This window comes from Paenibacillus sp. S-38 (genome assembly GCF_049942825.1).
Classification (GTDB): domain Bacteria; phylum Bacillota; class Bacilli; order Paenibacillales; family NBRC-103111; genus Paenibacillus_G.
Map to the genome: position 1 here is coordinate 5,557,586 of NZ_CP187970.1, position 15,075 is coordinate 5,572,660.

General features: G+C 61.3%; 18 protein-coding genes. 6 read left to right on the forward strand and 12 right to left on the reverse strand.

What is annotated here, in order from left to right; genetic code table 11:
- Positions 1-77: 77 nt before the first annotated feature.
- Together rpmF and ACP26L_RS24410 are read right to left on the reverse strand one after the other, a co-directional pair.
- Positions 78-251: a 50S ribosomal protein L32 gene (gene rpmF, locus ACP26L_RS24405; RefSeq protein WP_014652177.1), complete on the reverse strand. Its 174-nt coding sequence runs from the start codon at positions 249-251 to the stop codon at positions 78-80.
- Positions 252-300: 49 nt separating this feature from the next.
- The gene (locus ACP26L_RS24410) at positions 301-807 is read right to left on the reverse strand and encodes a YceD family protein (protein WP_426447171.1); all 507 of its coding nucleotides are present in this window, start codon (positions 805-807) and stop codon (positions 301-303) included.
- A 165-nt stretch (positions 808-972) separates the two neighbouring features.
- Here ACP26L_RS24410 and ACP26L_RS24415 point away from each other — a divergent pair, with 165 nt between their 5' ends.
- Positions 973-2,223 carry a nucleotidyltransferase gene (locus ACP26L_RS24415; protein ID WP_426447173.1) on the forward strand — a complete coding sequence of 417 codons (1,251 nt, stop codon included), beginning with the start codon at positions 973-975 and terminating at the stop codon, positions 2,221-2,223.
- Between the two features lie 288 nt (positions 2,224-2,511).
- Here the strand turns inward: ACP26L_RS24415 and ACP26L_RS24420 are convergent, their stop codons facing one another.
- Entirely contained in the window at positions 2,512-3,597 is a 1,086-nt protein-coding gene (locus ACP26L_RS24420) for a YlbL family protein (protein ID WP_426447175.1), read from the reverse strand.
- A 168-nt stretch (positions 3,598-3,765) separates the two neighbouring features.
- Here ACP26L_RS24420 and ACP26L_RS24425 point away from each other — a divergent pair, with 168 nt between their 5' ends.
- Entirely contained in the window at positions 3,766-5,037 is a 1,272-nt protein-coding gene (locus tag ACP26L_RS24425; protein ID WP_426447177.1) for a nucleoside recognition domain-containing protein, read from the forward strand.
- A 16-nt stretch (positions 5,038-5,053) separates the two neighbouring features.
- On the opposite strand, the gene coaD is transcribed toward ACP26L_RS24425, so the two are convergent.
- Together coaD and rsmD are read right to left on the reverse strand one after the other, a co-directional pair.
- Entirely contained in the window at positions 5,054-5,581 is a 528-nt protein-coding gene (gene coaD / locus ACP26L_RS24430; protein ID WP_426447179.1) for a pantetheine-phosphate adenylyltransferase, read from the reverse strand.
- 16 nt (positions 5,582-5,597) lie between these two features.
- Positions 5,598-6,191: a 16S rRNA (guanine(966)-N(2))-methyltransferase RsmD gene (gene rsmD / locus ACP26L_RS24435; RefSeq protein WP_426447180.1), complete on the reverse strand. Its 594-nt coding sequence runs from the start codon at positions 6,189-6,191 to the stop codon at positions 5,598-5,600.
- Between the two features lie 376 nt (positions 6,192-6,567).
- Here rsmD and ACP26L_RS24440 point away from each other — a divergent pair, with 376 nt between their 5' ends.
- The 3 genes from ACP26L_RS24440 to ACP26L_RS24450 are packed head-to-tail and all read left to right on the forward strand — an operon-like array spanning position 6,568 to position 8,865.
- Complete coding sequence (locus ACP26L_RS24440; protein ID WP_426447181.1) at positions 6,568-6,939, forward strand: hypothetical protein; 372 nt, start codon at positions 6,568-6,570, stop codon at positions 6,937-6,939.
- A 30-nt stretch (positions 6,940-6,969) separates the two neighbouring features.
- Positions 6,970-7,872, forward strand: a complete 903-nt coding sequence (locus ACP26L_RS24445; RefSeq protein WP_426447183.1) for a YitT family protein — start codon at positions 6,970-6,972, stop codon at positions 7,870-7,872.
- A gap of 45 nt (positions 7,873-7,917) precedes the next feature.
- Positions 7,918-8,865: an alpha/beta hydrolase gene (locus ACP26L_RS24450; protein WP_426447185.1), complete on the forward strand. Its 948-nt coding sequence runs from the start codon at positions 7,918-7,920 to the stop codon at positions 8,863-8,865.
- A gap of 165 nt (positions 8,866-9,030) precedes the next feature.
- Here ACP26L_RS24450 and ACP26L_RS24455 read toward each other — a convergent pair whose 3' ends face one another.
- Positions 9,031-10,383, reverse strand: a complete 1,353-nt coding sequence (locus tag ACP26L_RS24455) for an AbfB domain-containing protein (protein WP_426447186.1) — start codon at positions 10,381-10,383, stop codon at positions 9,031-9,033.
- Between the two features lie 285 nt (positions 10,384-10,668).
- On the opposite strand from ACP26L_RS24455, the gene ACP26L_RS24460 reads away from it, so the two are divergent.
- Positions 10,669-11,367 carry an RDD family protein gene (locus tag ACP26L_RS24460; protein ID WP_426447188.1) on the forward strand — a complete coding sequence of 233 codons (699 nt, stop codon included), beginning with the start codon at positions 10,669-10,671 and terminating at the stop codon, positions 11,365-11,367.
- Positions 11,368-11,449: 82 nt separating this feature from the next.
- Here the strand turns inward: ACP26L_RS24460 and ACP26L_RS24465 are convergent, their stop codons facing one another.
- The 6 genes from ACP26L_RS24465 to ACP26L_RS24490 all read right to left on the reverse strand — a co-directional run bounded on the left by ACP26L_RS24465 (position 11,450) and on the right by ACP26L_RS24490 (position 14,868).
- Positions 11,450-11,581, reverse strand: a complete 132-nt coding sequence (locus tag ACP26L_RS24465; RefSeq protein WP_426447190.1) for a hypothetical protein — start codon at positions 11,579-11,581, stop codon at positions 11,450-11,452.
- A 251-nt stretch (positions 11,582-11,832) separates the two neighbouring features.
- On the reverse strand, positions 11,833-12,219 hold the full coding sequence (locus ACP26L_RS24470; protein ID WP_426447192.1) for a VOC family protein: 387 nt from the start codon (positions 12,217-12,219) through the stop codon (positions 11,833-11,835).
- A 13-nt stretch (positions 12,220-12,232) separates the two neighbouring features.
- Positions 12,233-12,667 (reverse strand): DUF350 domain-containing protein, encoded by a 435-nt coding sequence (locus tag ACP26L_RS24475; RefSeq protein WP_426447194.1) that lies wholly within the window; start codon positions 12,665-12,667, stop codon positions 12,233-12,235.
- A 79-nt stretch (positions 12,668-12,746) separates the two neighbouring features.
- Positions 12,747-14,015, reverse strand: a complete 1,269-nt coding sequence (locus ACP26L_RS24480) for a glutathionylspermidine synthase family protein (RefSeq protein ID WP_426447196.1) — start codon at positions 14,013-14,015, stop codon at positions 12,747-12,749.
- A gap of 55 nt (positions 14,016-14,070) precedes the next feature.
- Entirely contained in the window at positions 14,071-14,355 is a 285-nt protein-coding gene (locus ACP26L_RS24485; protein WP_426447198.1) for a hypothetical protein, read from the reverse strand.
- Between the two features lie 63 nt (positions 14,356-14,418).
- Positions 14,419-14,868: a hypothetical protein gene (locus tag ACP26L_RS24490; protein WP_426447199.1), complete on the reverse strand. Its 450-nt coding sequence runs from the start codon at positions 14,866-14,868 to the stop codon at positions 14,419-14,421.
- Positions 14,869-15,075 lie beyond the last annotated feature (207 nt).

The following is a 15,075-nucleotide window of genomic DNA, read 5'->3' on the forward strand; positions in this document are numbered from 1 at the left end:
TAAAAATGGAAGGTCCGCAGGGCAAAAAAAATAGCACTCCACTAAAGGAAGTACTATCTTTCCGAAAATATGAGAGATTATTGAGTGATGATCTCTCTTTTCTTGTAGTGACCGCAAACCTTGCACACACGGTGAGCCAGTTTCGATTCACCACAATTGTCACACTTTACCATGCCTGGAACTTCTAATTTAAAGTGAGTCCGGCGCTTATCACGGCGCGTTTTGGACGTTCTCCTTTGAGGTACTGCCATATTCCCACCTCCTTCAACGAATTCACACCGCCGGCTGCAGTGCGCTGTCCTACTCTTGTTTGAAAAAGTCAGCCAGTCCGGCGAGTCTCGGGTCGACCTTGTCCTGCTTGCAGCCGCAAGCTTCGACATTCCGGTCCGTTCCGCAGACGGGACACAGACCCTGGCAATTTTCACTGCACAACGGGACGAACGGCAGCGCGAGCATAACGCTCTCCGCCAGCAAAGGCTTCAGGTCCACCCGGTCCTCGGATATGTAGATGACGGGATCCACTTCCTCGTCGTCGTCCTCCGACTCCTCAGGCTCTTCGCCCTTGACGAACGTCTCATGAAAATGCGTGGTGATATGCTGATGCACCGGGGCCAAACAACGGGAACAGGACTGCTCCACATCGATGCGAAGGTCACCGCTGACTTCCGCCGTCCCCTGCCGGTCCACAGCTTCCAACCGCACTTCAAGCGGACCGAACTTCTGCAGGCTGCCGGTAGTCGGCAGTATGCCGGTCAGGTCCTCCGTTCCTTCCAATACGATGGCGCCTTTGGCTGCCAAGTCTTTCATATGGAAAAACATGAGTATCACCCCAAACAGACAAAGATTATTATATCGACTGGTGCCGCTCCTTGTCAACATTTTCAGTTGATTTCCGTTTCGTGCTATAGTAAATCATCATAGACTCGCCCTCTGCCCCGGCGGAGGATGCGGCACCAAAGGAGCATTGGAACCATGCGGACGGTGGGCCTGATCGTCGAGTACAACCCGCTGCACAACGGGCATTCTTATCATTACCAACAATCTCTGAAGGTATCGGGCGCAGAGGCGGCCGTCTGTATCATGAGCGGCCACTTCCTCCAGCGAGGCGAGCCGGCGCTGGCGGGCAAATGGGCCCGCGCGGAGATGGCGCTGGCCATGGGCGCCGACCTCGTGCTCGAGCTGCCCGCCGCCTATGCCGCCCAGCCGGCGGAGTGGTTCGGCTTCGGCGCCGTCTCGGCTCTCGAGGCGACCGGCGTCGTCGACTCCCTCTGCTTCGGCAGCGAGAGCGGGGACATCGCCTGGCTGGAGCGGGCCGCCGAGGCGCTCGCCTCAGAGCCCCCGCAGCTGCAGGAGGAGCTGCGGCTCGGGCTGAAGGCCGGGCTGCCCTACCCGGCCGCTTACAGCCGGGCGGTCGCCTCGCTCGTGCCCGGCGCGAGCTTCGAGGAGCTCGCGAAGCCGAACAACACGCTCGGCCTGCATTATCTCATTGCGCTGCGCAGGCTGGCAAGCCCCATCCGGCCGCTGACCATCGCGCGCACGAAGGCGGACTACCGGCAGGAGGACATCACGGACCGGCGCATTGCCAGTGCAACCGCCATCCGCAAGCTTCTTCTCGAAGGAGGCACACCCGCGGATACCGCACCGTATCTGCCCTCTTCCACGCTGGCCATTCTCCAGCGGGAATACGCGGCCGGAAGGGCGCCGGTCAGCTGGGAGCGCTTCGCACAGCCGCTGCTGCTCAAGCTCGCCACGATGAGCCCGGAGGCGCTGGCGGAATGCCACGAGGTGACCGAGGGGCTCGAGCACCGCATCCGCACGGCCCTCAGCGAGTGGCAGCCGGGCACCGGGGAAGGCGCCGTCGCCGCCCTGCTCGAACGTCTCAAAACCAAGCGCTATACGCGCACGAAGCTGCAGCGGACGCTGCTGCACATTCTGCTTGGGCATTCCAAGGCGGCGCTGGACCCGGGAGTGCTCCGGCAGGGCGTGCCCTACCTGCGGGTGCTGGGCTTCAGCACGAAGGGGCAGGCGCTGCTCAAACGGATGAAGAAGACGGCCAAGGTGCCAGTCCTCACCAAGGTGCCTTCCGGCGATAGGCCGCCCCTGCTGGAGCTCGATCTGCGGGCTACTTCCGCCTATGCGCTCGGGTACGAGCGGCCTGATCCCCGCGAGATGTTCCGCGACTATTACCAGGCGCCGATCCGCTGGAATATAGAGGCCGAGTAACCCGGCTCTTCCTCTGGACGCTGCTCCCGGAAGGCTTCTTCCCAGCTGAAGGGCCTGCCCCTGCTGTCTATGCCCCGGCAGGATGGAGGATGGAGGGTCGCCGCAGGCGATCCTCCCGGCCGGCAGTGAGCTCTCCGCGGAAGAGGGAGCCGTGCTTGCCGTATACCGCGCCGGCGGAGACTTCCCCGGGGCAGTTCCCCTCTATTACCCCTTCATCCCGCTGGAATCCCCACCCAGCCGCTGTTCGGGCTCCTCCTTTTCATCCCAAAAAAAGACCGATGCAGAGCATCAGCCTCCCGTCTTGGTCTGCAGCGACGCCATGTAATCCAACGCGTCCTGCATCGTTCCTACCGGCACGACCTTCATCTTCGTGCCGATCTCCTCGGCCCGCTTCTGGGCGACCGAGTAATTGGCAATCGTCTTCCCGCCCTCGCTCACATCCTTCGGAGCGAAGAAAATCTCCGCACCCGCCCGGTCGGCGGCGACGACCTTATGCTGAATCCCGCCGATGACGCCCACATGGCCTTCGGGGTCGATCTCGCCGGTGCCGGCAATTTTATACCCCTTGGTGATATCCTCCGGCACCAGCTTGTTGTAGATCTCGAGCGAGAACATGAGGCCGGCCGAAGGACCGCCGATATCGCCCGCCTGGATCGAAACCTGCTGCGCTTCCGACTCCGCCTTGACGCTGAGCACGTCCACGGGCTCGACCCCAAGGCCCACCCGCGGCCCTCCCGTTTCGCCGGGCTGGACCGGCAGAGTCTTCATCGCAATGTCCTCGGTCCGCAGGGCACTGCCCCGCCTGAAGGTAACCGCCGCTTTGTCGCCTTCCTTTTTGCCCGAGAGGGCGTTTCTTACATCCACATAAGATTGGATCGCCTGGTCGTCGATCTTCGTGAGATAATCGCCGGGCAGCAGCACATCATGCGCCGGAAAACCGGTATACACGCGCTGCAGCACCACACCGTCCTTCGAGATGTGGTAGGGAACCTTCAGCTTGTTGTACGCCGCCTGCATCGCATCGGCCTGCGAAGTGAGCATGACGACCTCCTGCCGCTGCGAATATTCCTCCTCCGTCTCACCCTCCCTCAGCAAATCCTGCTTCGGCTGGCGTTCCTGGTAAGGCAGGATGAAGGAAAGCAGGTAGCCGATGACATTCGCATTGCTGACCGATACCGTCGTCAGCATGAGCTCCCCCCGGTCCTCAGGCCCCGGCTGGCTCACCTTGACCATCGGGCCGATGACGTCGGCGCTCCCCGGCTTGAAAATATACAAAGGCAGCGGCATGAAATAGATGAAGAAAAGCAGCAGAATCGCCCCGAACACCGAGAATACGATGCGTGACGCCTGCTTGATGTGTCTGGTCTCTCCCATGGAACTCCCTCCGCCCCTTCGGCTTCCAATCGGTCTCTCTAGCTATCCTACGCCCCGCTGGTCTAAACCATGCGGACAAAGCGTAAACATGTACCATCCGCCGCCGGCCTTGAATTCTTAGCGCCCCGTCGCGCCGGCGGACGACAAACCGAAGCTGGAGTGATGCGGATGCACCGCCTGCAAGCCCTCTTGTCGCCGCGGCTGGCCACCCTCTTCCTCGGCACGGCGGCGCTCGCCCTGGTGGCGAGTATTATTGCCTTTCCGGACGGGGCGTTCCGGGCTTCGCTCCAGGGCCTGCAGCTGTGGTGGAAGCTCGTGTTCCCGGCCCTGCTCCCGTTCCTGATCGCCACCGAGCTGCTCCGCGGGATGGGCCTGCTGCACGGTCTCGGCGCTCTGCTCGAACCCCTGCTGCGCCTCCTGCTGAGGCTGCCCGGGGCGGCCGGCTGGCCGCTCGCTTTGGGCTTCACGGCGGGCATGCCCGCCGGAGCCTCCGCCGTGGGCCCGCTCCGCAGGGACGGCCTGCTGGAGCGGGAGGAGGCCGAACGCCTGCTGGCCGGCTCCCACCTGATGAGCCCCGTCTTCCTGGTGGCTGTGGTCGGGACCGGCTTCCTGCAGAGCCCTTCCGCGGGACTTGCCCTGGCGATCCTGCATTATATCTCGGGGGCTCTGGTGATGCTGTGGCACCGGCTGAACTCACCGTCCACCGGCGTTGCCGCGAGGGAGAAGGAAGCCCCCCGAGCCGGACCCGGCTGGCTGAGACGAGCCTGGGCGGCCTATCATGACGCCAAGAACCGCGACGGCCGCGCCTTCGGCAAGCTTCTCGGCGACTCCGTCTCCTCGGGCGTACAGCAGCTCTTCCTGATCGGCGGCGCCATGATGATGTTCTCCGTGCTGCTCCATGCCATCAGCCTCTCCGGCCTGCCGGGCCTTCTGGCCTCCGCGCTGTCGCTGCTCGGGATGGCCCCGCCGGAGGCGAAGCACCTGGCTTCGGCCCTGCTGGCCGGGGTACTCGAGCCGCATCTCGGAGCATACGCCCTGTCCCAGGCGGCAGGCACCACCTCCGCGCCGCTGCCCTACGCGCTGCTCGGCGGGCTGCTCGCCTGGGGCGGCTTCTCCACCCACGCCCAGGTCAAGAGCCTCACGGCGTCGACCGACCTGCGGTATTCGCGCTTTTTGCTCGCCCGTCTGCAGCACGGGGGCACGGCCTTTTTCCTGACCCTCGGGCTGTGGCAGCCGCTGATGAGCCGGCTGCATGCCGAGCGTCCGGCTTTTGCCGACTTCGCTTCCCCCGGCTACGCCTGGTCGCTGGAGAAAGACAGCCTGTGGCCACTCGTCTCCCCGATGATGCTGCAGTTCGGGGCCGCGCTGCTGGTCATGCTTGTCCTCTCTGTCTTCGCAGCGTTCCTGTTCTACCGCGGACAGGACCGCGAATCCCTGTAGCCCCCTGCGGCATGCCTCAGCACTCGGTCGTTCCCGTGCCATACTTGCCGCGCAGCGCCTGTTCGACTTCAGGCGGCACGAGATCCGACACCGGTCCGTGGAAGCGGGCGATTTCCTTGACGATGCTCGAGCTGAGGTATGAATACTGCGGCGTGGACGTCATAAAGAACGTCTCGATGTCCTCGCACAGCTTCCGGTTCGTGGAGGCCAGCTGCAGCTCATATTCAAAATCCGATACCGCGCGCAGTCCTCTGACAATGAGGTGCGCGTTTTTTTTCTTCATATAATTAATCAGCAGATCGCGGAACGAATCGATCTCGACATTGGGCAGATCCCGGGTCACTTCCCGCAGCAGCCCGACCCGCTCCTCCACGGAGAACAGCGGATTCTTGCTCGTATTGTTGAGCACCGCCACCACCAGCTTGTCGAATACCTTCGATGCGCGGTGAATGATATCCAGGTGCCCGTTCGTTACGGGATCGAAGCTGCCCGGATAGACCGCCACTTTGACAAAAGGGACACTGCCCTGATCGCTCGTATGCATATGTATGTTCTCTCCTCTACTCGTTACCGTCCGGCTCGGGCTCCTGGGCCTGTCCGTCCGCCGTATGCATGAAGATCGTGATGGCCGTATCGCCGTATTCGGCCCGCCTCAGCCACTCCAGCGCCCCGGTGTTTCCTTCGAACACATCCTCCGCATCGTGCTCGATGACCACCTTCGCCCCTTCGGCCAGCAGCCCGCCTTCCTGAAGCTCCGCCAGCAGATCCGGGATCAGCTTCATACGGTATGGCGGGTCCAAAAAGACCAGATCAAACTGCGCTTCCCGCCTGGAAAGCGCTCGCAGGGCACGCAGCGCGTCGTTGCGGTAAACCTCCGCCCGGTCCGTGAAGCCCGCCGCCTTCAGATTCTGGTGGATGGTCTCCACCGCTTTCTTGTCCGTATCCGTCAGCACGGCCGCTTCCATCCCGCGGCTCAGCGCTTCAATACTCAGGCCGCCCGTTCCGGCGAACAGATCCAGCACCCGGCCCCCGTCAAAATACGGGCCGATCATACTGAATACCGCTTCCTTCACCTTGTCCGTGGTCGGCCGGGTCCCCATGCCCGGCACCGCCTTCAGCGGCCGCCCCTTGGCACTGCCCGATATGACTCTCATCCCACAAGCCTTCCTTCCTTAACTGCATCGAATCTAATGCTATCGTACCATAAACGGAATCTCCTGCACAAAAACCAAAAATTTTTTTGTCGTTTGCATGTATAACTTTCCTCCTATGGGGCTATCCTGTAATTATCGACATCCGAAAATGTCGTAGACAACCGCGGAGAAGACTTACGTTCCCCATAAGCTCTTCGTCCGGTTTCTCCTCTCCCATGAAAGGGCCTCGTCGTGAGACGGGGCCCGATTTTTTATGCACGGCGAAAATGCACCAGGCCGCCTTCCGCCTCCTGAGGTTTTTTGACTCCCAAAACGGGCGGATGATACAATGCTAACTAAATAAAGGAGCGCCCGATGCCGGAAAGGAGGAACGAACTTGTCCCGGTTCCTGATCGAACGCGCACCCGCTCTGCTGGTCGTGCTCATCGCACTCATCATTAGCACATCGCTCCCTCCGCAGCAGTCACTGACAGTGCCGCAGCAGGATTATCTGCAGGACTATGGGACGAATGTCCCCGATGTCCTGCCCGTGAAGCCCGCTCCCGCCAAGTGGAGCGCCGTTCCGAACACGCCTCCCCCGCCTTACCGGGAAGGAAGTGAAGGAACGGTTCAGAGCGTTCTGCTCGTCCTGCTGCTGCTCTTCTTACGCTCCGATGCGCGTAAGCGCCTGCGGGCCCGACTGCTCTCCCCCCTCAAGTTCACTTCTGTTTTTGTAGCGGGATTACGCCACCCTTCCCGGGCAAACTGAAACTACAAACTAAGAGGGGGATGTACCCAAGTGAATCCAACACCACCGTCGGAAGCTGCCCAAGCAGCGCAAAAGCAGCACCGAAAGCTCACGAAGAGCAAATTTTTCCGCCGCGCGGTCTTCATGACCGTAGGCTCGATTTTCGTATCGGTTGGCCTGGAAATTTTCCTTGTACCGAATAACATCATCGATGGAGGAATTGTCGGCATCTCGATCATTCTCTCCCACCTGCTGCAGATGCCGCTGGGATTATTTCTCGTGCTGCTCAACCTGCCCTTCCTGATCATCGGGTACAAGCAGATCGGCAAAACCTTCGCGATATCGACCTTATACTCCGTCATCCTGATGTCGATCGGCACCACGCTGCTTCATCCCGTGAAACCCCTGACGATCGATCCGCTGCTTGCAGCCGTCTTCGGCGGCATCATCCTCGGCATCGGCGTCGGTCTCGTCATCCGATCGGGCGGATCGCTGGACGGCACCGAGATCGTGGCGATCCTGCTCAACAAGAAAACCCCGTTCTCCGTCGGCGAAACCGTCATGTTCTTCAACTTCTTCATCCTGGGCTCAGCCGGCTTTGTCTTCGGCTGGGATCACGCCATGTACTCGCTCATCGCTTATTACATTGCCTTCAAGCTGATTGACATTACGATCGAGGGGCTGGACCAGTCCAAGTCCGTCTGGATCATCAGCGACCAGCATAAGGAGATCGGCGATGCGGTCACCTTCCGTCTCGGACGGGGAGTCACGTACCTGAGCGGCGAAGGAGCCTTCACGGGCGACGAGAAGAAAGTCATCTTCAGCGTCATTACCCGTCTGGAGGAAGCCAAGCTGAAGTCCATTGTGGACGAACTGGATCCCGGCGCGTTTCTTGCCATCGGCAACATTCATGATGTCAAGGGCGGGCGCTTCAAGAAAAAAGACATTCACTAACCAAACGATCCTCCCCAAGGGATCGCTACAGGAGACCTGAGGCTTATGACCGTCGCATTCATTCTCATCCTTCTGCTGCTTCTCAGCCTTGCCGCAGCCAGCCATTACTTCTACACCATGGCCATAGCCCGGCGGCCGAAGACCTTCCTCGCGGGGAATCCGGACCTCAAGGACACGCCGGTATCCGACCCGGTCTGGCTGGATGCCCAGCCGCTGGAGGCATGGGAGCTCGTCTCCGGCGACGGTCTGCGCCTGAAGGGATATTTCCTGCCGGCCCTGCGGGACACCTCACGGATCGTGCTGCTCGCCCACGGCTACAGCGGCAGCGGCAAAATGCACATGAACGCGCTGGCGAAGCTCTACCACGAAGAGCTCGGCTATCATGTGCTTCTGCCGGACGCCCGCGGCCACGGGGACAGCGAGGGCACGTATATCGGCTTCGGCTGGCCGGACCGGCGCGATGTGCTGCTGTGGATCGGCGAGCTCATCCGCCGCTTCGGCGCGGAGGCGCAGATCGTGCTCCACGGCGTCTCGATGGGCGGGGCCACCGTCCTGATGACCGCCGGCGAGCCGCTGCCCCCGCAGGTCAAGGCCGTCGTCTCCGACTGTGCCTATACCTCGGTGAAGGACGTGCTGTCGTATCAGCTGGGGCGGATGTACAAGCTGCCGGCCTTCCCCTTCATCGGCATGACGTCCCTCATCACGCGGCTGCGCTCAGGCTACTCCTTCGGAGAAGCCTCCGCCCTCGAGGCGGTGCGGCGGGCCGAGAAGCCGATCCTGTTCATTCACGGCGGAGCGGACACCTTCGTCCCCACGCCCATGGTGCACCGGCTCATGGAGGCCTGCCGCGGGTATAAGGAGCTCTTCCTCGTGCCGGGCGCCGGTCACGGGATGGCTTATACGGCCGCTCCCGAGGAGTATGCTTGGCGGGTCCGCCAGTTCACCGAACGCTTCGTGCACGAGCGGGCCCCCCAGCCGGTGGCGCAGCCGTAAGCCGTCTCCTGGGGCCTGGCTCCTGACCCTCCGGAGCCAGGCCTTCATCGCAGCAAACAGCCCCGTTCTCTTTTGCCGGAGAGCGGGGCTGTTTGCTTGCGGACCTTAGGCAGGACATTCAGCGTCCCGCCCCTTCTGTGCCGGCCAGGCGTGCCGCCGGAGGCCCTAAGGATACACGAGCGAGAACGTCGCGTCCGCCTTGTCGGTGGCTGTCGATACGGGCTGAAGAACCAGCTCGTAATTGTAATGCCGGATATAGCGGTCCGGGTAATTGTAGGAGCGCAGGGAGACCTTGGCTCCGTCGGCAAGGCCTGCAGTGATCGTGAAGGTCGCATCGCCCTTGAACGCCGCGCTGCCGTCACTCGCCTGCTGCTTCAACACAAAGCCGTAATGGCGCAGATAAGTGCCCGGCTGATTCGCCGATTCGAAGGACACGGCCTTCGGGTCGGCCAGCCCCGGCACAATGCGGTACTGCGAGTCCTCGAGCGGGGATACATTCGCGTCGATGCGCATCGTCTCCCCGCTGTGCCGCAGGTAGCGGTCCGGGTAATTATGCGACTGCAGGCGGTAAGGCCCCCACTTGGCGGCTTTAAGCCGGTCCAGCTCGCTCTGGCTTACCTCGAACGCCGTGGCATGCCGGACGCCGGCCGGCAGCGAGAACGTGCCGGAAGCGAGCTTGGTCCAGGTGCCGCTGCCAAGATCCGTCGTTGTCCAGGCGCCGAATACGCCGCCTTTGGAATAATAATCGGCGTAGAGGTACCACCGGTTCTCGCTGCGCGACTTGATAACGAACGGCCCCTCCGTCCCCGTCTCGGTAATGGCGCCTGTGTAGACGGAGAAGGAACCCGGATTCAGCGAGGCCGACCGCGCGGCCAGAATGCTTTTGGCTGTCGTCCCGGTGGAGCGTTCATCCTTGAAGAAGAGATAATTCGTGCCGTTCCACGGATGGATGTGGCTGTCGATGACATCGTACCCCGGGTCGTAATAGACGCTCGGCGTCGTAACCGTCTTGAAGTCCGATGTGTAATTGATATACGTGCGGTTGCGGTCCGTATTGCCGGACCAGATGATGCCGTACTGCCCCTTCGCCGCATCCCAGAAAAACTCCGGCGCCCACGTATGCATGGCGGCCGTATTCATGCGGACCAGCCTGCCGTTCGTCCAATGGATGAGATCGGCCGAGTCGTACACCATGATGTACTCGCTGTTCCAGTTGTCGGTGCCGAGCAGAACGAAGGTGCCGTCCTGCTTGCGCCCGACATACGGATCCCGCATGTGCTTCGTGCCGATCGCCGGCCGGAATACCGGCTGGTTGCCGTTCAGCGGCGTCCAGTTCAATCCGTCCGTGCTGTAAGCCAGATGCAGGCTGTCGTCATACGGCACGCCCCCAAAATAAGAGAGCACATACCCGGCCGGCGGGTCGGCTGCCTGTACCGTTTCCGGCACGGCCGCCCCTGTGGACAGCAGGGCCAACACCAAGGCCCATGCGAGCAGAATTCTGCTTACTTTGCGTTTCATCTTCTTCTCCTCCTTCTGAGCTGCAGCCTCTTATCAGGCGGACTGCAGGATTGCCCGCTGCTGCCGGGCTTGCTTTACATTTCATTCAGACCTGTGCCCTCCTCCTTTCGCCGAAGCTGCTTCTATTTTATAAGCGCTTACACGCATTGGAAATAGAGCTCTTTTCGATAAAAGTGCATTTTCTTTCGATGGCCGGTTCCCTGCCCGTCCCAAACCGGGTACACTGGGGAAGCAGCCATAGGATGGACATGCAATAGAGCTATACAAAGGGGTCATACCAACGAGATGCACGAACACGAATCATGGTATTACAAGAGCAAACAGGAAGAAGCCGGTCCCTTCACCCTTCCCGAGATTCAAGAGCTCATTCGCTCGGGTGCGGTGCTCCGGACAACCCAGCTCCGGCCGGCATCCGAAGAGGAGTGGCGTCCCGCCGCATCCTGGAGCGCTGTCGAATGGGAGGAGCCTGAGATCCCCATCGTCAGGCCCTGGATGCGCTACTGGGCCCGCTCTCTTGATCTACTGCTGTGGGCGACCGTACTGGAGGCCCTCCTTGCTGCGCTGCCGGTCTCTGTCCCGATCCCTGCGCCCAGGCTGCTGCTGCCGATCCTCTTCGCGCTGCTCTGGCTTCCGGTGGAGAGCCTGCTGCTCTCCGCCTGGGGCACGACGCCCGGCAAGCTGCTCTTCGGTGTGAAGGTGCGGCGTACGGACGGCGAAAAGGCTGCATGGACGCAGGCGTTCCGGCGCAGCATGCTGCTGCTGTGGCGCGGACTCGGGCTGGAGGTTCCCGTAATCTCCATGCTGACGATGCTCAACGCGCACCACGAGCTCCACCGGCACGGGCAGACCTCATGGGACCGGGACACCGGCCTGCAGGTTGAGTACCGCAGCAAGTCCTGGAGCAATACTCTGGCGGTGTGGGTGCTCATTATCCTGCTGGTGTATCTCAGGCTGTATTACCAGCTTCATGGATTGACATCCTGATCCCCGCCATACAGACCAAAAAGGCCTCCGTTACTTCCGGAGGCCTTTTACCTGGGGTATTCCTTCCATCGTCGTCCGCTCATCAGGCGAACCTCAGCTTAAGGAACATCGTGATGCCCTGCGCTACCCAGCGGAACCAGCCGATCGCCGAGATCCAGAGCGGGATGCTGAGCAGCATACCGTATACCATACCTACCGAGAATCTGCTTTCCATATGCCGCACCTCCGTGTTTGTCCTATCCCCATGCTGTTCTCTGGCTGTTACGATCACTATATCAAAGGATGATTTGGAATGATTTAGGGATATGTTAGGAAAGAGTTAGTATTGAAAGCGTTTTTAGCTTGTGTTATGTACCTATTAACCTGATTTGGACAGAACAAAACCGGCACCCTTCGATGCCGGCTCTGCGTTTGTGTCCGTAGATGATCTAAATTCCTGGGGCTCCCCGGTGCAAAAGCACCGGTTTATTTCTCGTACAGCTCCAGCGGCAGACCGTCCGGGTCGGCAAAAAAGGTAAACCGTTTGCCCGTCGTTTCGTCCACACGGACCTGCTCCACCGCCACTCCGTGCCCCGTCAGCTCGCCCACCGCCTGGTCGATATCGTCTACCTCGAAGGCGAGATGTCTCAGCCCTCTGGCCTCGGGATAGCTCAGACGCTTCGGCGCATCCGGAAAGGAGAACAGCTCGATCTGCGCTCCCCCCACCTGCAGGTCCAGCTTATAGGACCGCCGCTCCGCGCGGTATGTCTCGAGAATAACCGGAAGTCCCAGAATCTCCGTGTAGAATTTCTTCGATACCTCATAATCCGAACAAATGATGGCGGCATGATGAATTTGATTGATCTGCAGCATCTGTTTCTCCTCCTTAGTAGCTGATCAGGGACGCCATGAGCAGGCCGGAAGCCAGGCTCAGGCAGAACGAGAAGATCCCGACGGACACGTTGCCCTTCGGAATTTCGGCGAGTACCTTGAACGGCGTAAGCAGCTCGAACAGGTAGAAAATGATGATTTGAAACGCGATGCCGAGCAGGCCCCAGATCACCAGGTCCAGGATGCCCACCGAGTGATAGACCGCGGAGGCGAGCACGAGCACCTGGCCGATGATTTTGCCGCCGAGGTCATAAGCGGCCGCTTTGCCCGCCGCTACCTTCGCCGGATCGCTCAGCTCTCCGCCGTCGCGGATCAGCTTGAACTCGCTGTACGGCGTCGTCAGGTTAAAGAACAGGATGCCGAGCCCGACGAGCGGCACCGTGACTGCCAAATAGATCAAAAAATTCAAAATGGTCCCGAACTGGTCCATTTCTCCAACCCCTTGCTTATGTAGTGTGCCGTCAGCCGGGAACCCGCCGGCTTCAGATCCTGCGGATTCCCGGACCCTTTTACGCCAGGGCGCAGGGCAGATAATACGATAAATTGCCGGTAATCCGGCCTCCCACGCGGGCCACGACTGCCGAGCCCTGCCCGTCGATGAGGAAGCAGCCCCAGAGCAGGCTTCCCCGGTACGGCCCGGCCAAGGTCTCAATCTCCACCTCGGGCAGCGGTGCGTACTGTTGGTAGACCATCGGCTGGTGGCCGTATTCTTCGTCTCCGCTCGCTTCGGCTGCCTCTCCCTCTTCGTAGATGGTCACCCCGCTGCCCTCCCGGCCGAGAATCGGCTTGGAGACGTAGGCGGCGCCTTCGGGGAACATCGGCTCGAGATACGTCGGCAGCATGTAGCGCGAGATCGCCTCATGCTCCTCTTCCGTGTAGAACTCCCCGGCCTCGTGCAGATTCCAGATCAGCGCCTGCAGAGCCTTGGTCTGCGCCGCAAAGCCCGAGGGCGGATTGATCACCGCCAGCTTGCGCTCCGCAATCAGCCGAAGCACATGCTCTCCGGTCGGATAGCCGTCGGTGTCGCGGTCCTCGGCCAGCTTCTCGATGGCATGCAGCCGGTACAGGATATCGACGGGCTCCGGCTCTCCTTCGCCGGGGTACTCCGCCCACAGCCGCTCCCCCTGCACGCGCAGATCGCCAAGCGCCACGAATCTCGCGTCCGGCAGGCCGCTGTTTGCCAGCAGATACTTCGTCGTGCCCGCATCCTCTTCGTGCCAATCCAGCGCCGAGAAAAAGATGTGCTCCGCCGTGTATCCCGCCGAGCGGTACAGCTCCAGCATCCGTCCGAAGGCCTTCGGCAGCATGGCCGCGCAGCCCTCATTGGGGTTCTCGGCTCCATACGCCGCACAGACCCGGCCGTTGACATGGAAGGCCTCGACGATCCCGGTCGGCGTATCGCTGTTGAACTCAAGCATCTTGAGCCCCTGGGGCGTCTCGGCAAAATCGAACCGCCCGATCAGCGTCGCCTTCTCTGCGTCGAAGCGGAGCCGGATGGCGCCGTAGGCCGCTTCGGGGAGACCGAGCTCGCGCCACAGCTCCGCTCCGCCCTGCTGCACGATCTCTACCGTCCGCGCATAGATGCGGCCGAGCTTCTCCGCCGCCCCGCGCATCTCCGCAAGCAGCTCCGGGCTTAGGCGGTGCAGCCCGGCCAGCGCATATTCCTGCTCGTACATGACGTCCCAAGTAAAGACGCCTTCGCGCCGGAGCGCGCCGTACAGCGTGTCGCGGCGCTCCTTATAACTTCTGCGGGAGAAGCCTGCGGTCCTTTCCTCCACGCGTTCTCCCTCCTTGCCTTCTGCGGGTTCATCCCCTGGTCACAGCTCCCGGTCATCAGGAACTCGAACTGCCGCTGGAGCCGATGCCGCCCTTGGAAATCCCTGAAGAGCTTCCCGAGACGGTTCCGGAGGACGATGCCTTCGAGCTCCCGGAGCTCCCGTAATAATAATGAGAGGAAGAGGAGGAGCCTCCGCCCCCTCCGTCATCGCAGTACCCGTCGCGGTTGTTGTCCACGCAGTCCCGCGAGTCGGAACATCCTGCAGCCCCTCCGAGCACTAACGTGGAAGCAACGAACAGCTTCACCATCCGGCGCGTCCTGCTGCCCTTGTGCTGTTCCATTTTCACTGTCACTCCTGTCTTTGCGGCTCTTCTGGACCGCCGCCGCTGCGGTGCCGTTCCGGTCTACACCGGAACGGCGTAATACACATACGTCATCCGGTCTTCGTCGATCTCCGCCGATGTCCGGTACCATTCGCGTCCGTCCGTATACAGGTAATTCGCCTGCAGGTGGAGCATCGCCTCGAGCGTATCCTTGAACGTGTAGGAGTAGATCAGCGGGTAATCCGCCGTCCCTTCCCGGTACTCCCGAAGCTCCATCCGCACACCTGCGAACCCCCGCGCTCCCGGCGTGCCCCAAGGCATGGTCCGCTCGTCTTCGGCTTCCTTCACATAGACCACATAGCAGCCGGTCTCCACCGCACACGAGCTTTTCTCATACACGCGGCCGTCCTTGACGAAGTAATCGCAGGCAAACCGCAGCGCCGCTTCATCCCGGCCGATCCGGTCATAGTAGTACAGCACGGGGAACGTCCGGCTGCCTTCCTCGTACAACCGATACTCCAATCGGACCACTGTCCCTCCGCTCCTTTCGCCATATCGCTCCCTTACCACACCTACCAATACGCACGGTTGCCGCAAAAAGTTGCGTTTTTTCCAGCCGGGCCCTCCAAGCTTGTCGTCCGCATTCGACATCAAGGGCCTATCCGTCCCCCTCGCTCCCGGCCCGTAAGGCCGTGCTGTGCAGGAGGTGAACGGCTGTGCCGCCCTCCCCTTAGGACG

Bases quoted from the DNA above. Each gene is read 5' to 3' on its own strand.
- rpmF (WP_014652177.1), bottom strand. From the start codon at position 251: ATGGCAGTACCTCAAAGGAGAACGTCCAAAACGCGCCGTGATAAGCGC.
- ACP26L_RS24410 (WP_426447171.1), bottom strand. From the start codon at position 807: ATGAAAGACTTGGCAGCCAAAGGCGCCATCGTATTGGAAGGAACGGAG.
- ACP26L_RS24415 (WP_426447173.1), top strand. From the start codon at position 973: ATGCGGACGGTGGGCCTGATCGTCGAGTACAACCCGCTGCACAACGGG.
- ACP26L_RS24420 (WP_426447175.1), bottom strand. From the start codon at position 3,597: ATGGGAGAGACCAGACACATCAAGCAGGCGTCACGCATCGTATTCTCG.
- ACP26L_RS24425 (WP_426447177.1), top strand. From the start codon at position 3,766: ATGCACCGCCTGCAAGCCCTCTTGTCGCCGCGGCTGGCCACCCTCTTC.
- coaD (WP_426447179.1), bottom strand. From the start codon at position 5,581: ATGCATACGAGCGATCAGGGCAGTGTCCCTTTTGTCAAAGTGGCGGTC.
- rsmD (WP_426447180.1), bottom strand. From the start codon at position 6,191: ATGAGAGTCATATCGGGCAGTGCCAAGGGGCGGCCGCTGAAGGCGGTG.
- ACP26L_RS24450 (WP_426447185.1), top strand. From the start codon at position 7,918: ATGACCGTCGCATTCATTCTCATCCTTCTGCTGCTTCTCAGCCTTGCC.
- ACP26L_RS24455 (WP_426447186.1), bottom strand. From the start codon at position 10,383: ATGAAACGCAAAGTAAGCAGAATTCTGCTCGCATGGGCCTTGGTGTTG.
- ACP26L_RS24460 (WP_426447188.1), top strand. From the start codon at position 10,669: ATGCACGAACACGAATCATGGTATTACAAGAGCAAACAGGAAGAAGCC.
- ACP26L_RS24465 (WP_426447190.1), bottom strand. From the start codon at position 11,581: ATGGAAAGCAGATTCTCGGTAGGTATGGTATACGGTATGCTGCTCAGC.
- ACP26L_RS24470 (WP_426447192.1), bottom strand. From the start codon at position 12,219: ATGCTGCAGATCAATCAAATTCATCATGCCGCCATCATTTGTTCGGAT.
- ACP26L_RS24475 (WP_426447194.1), bottom strand. From the start codon at position 12,667: ATGGACCAGTTCGGGACCATTTTGAATTTTTTGATCTATTTGGCAGTC.
- ACP26L_RS24485 (WP_426447198.1), bottom strand. From the start codon at position 14,355: ATGGAACAGCACAAGGGCAGCAGGACGCGCCGGATGGTGAAGCTGTTC.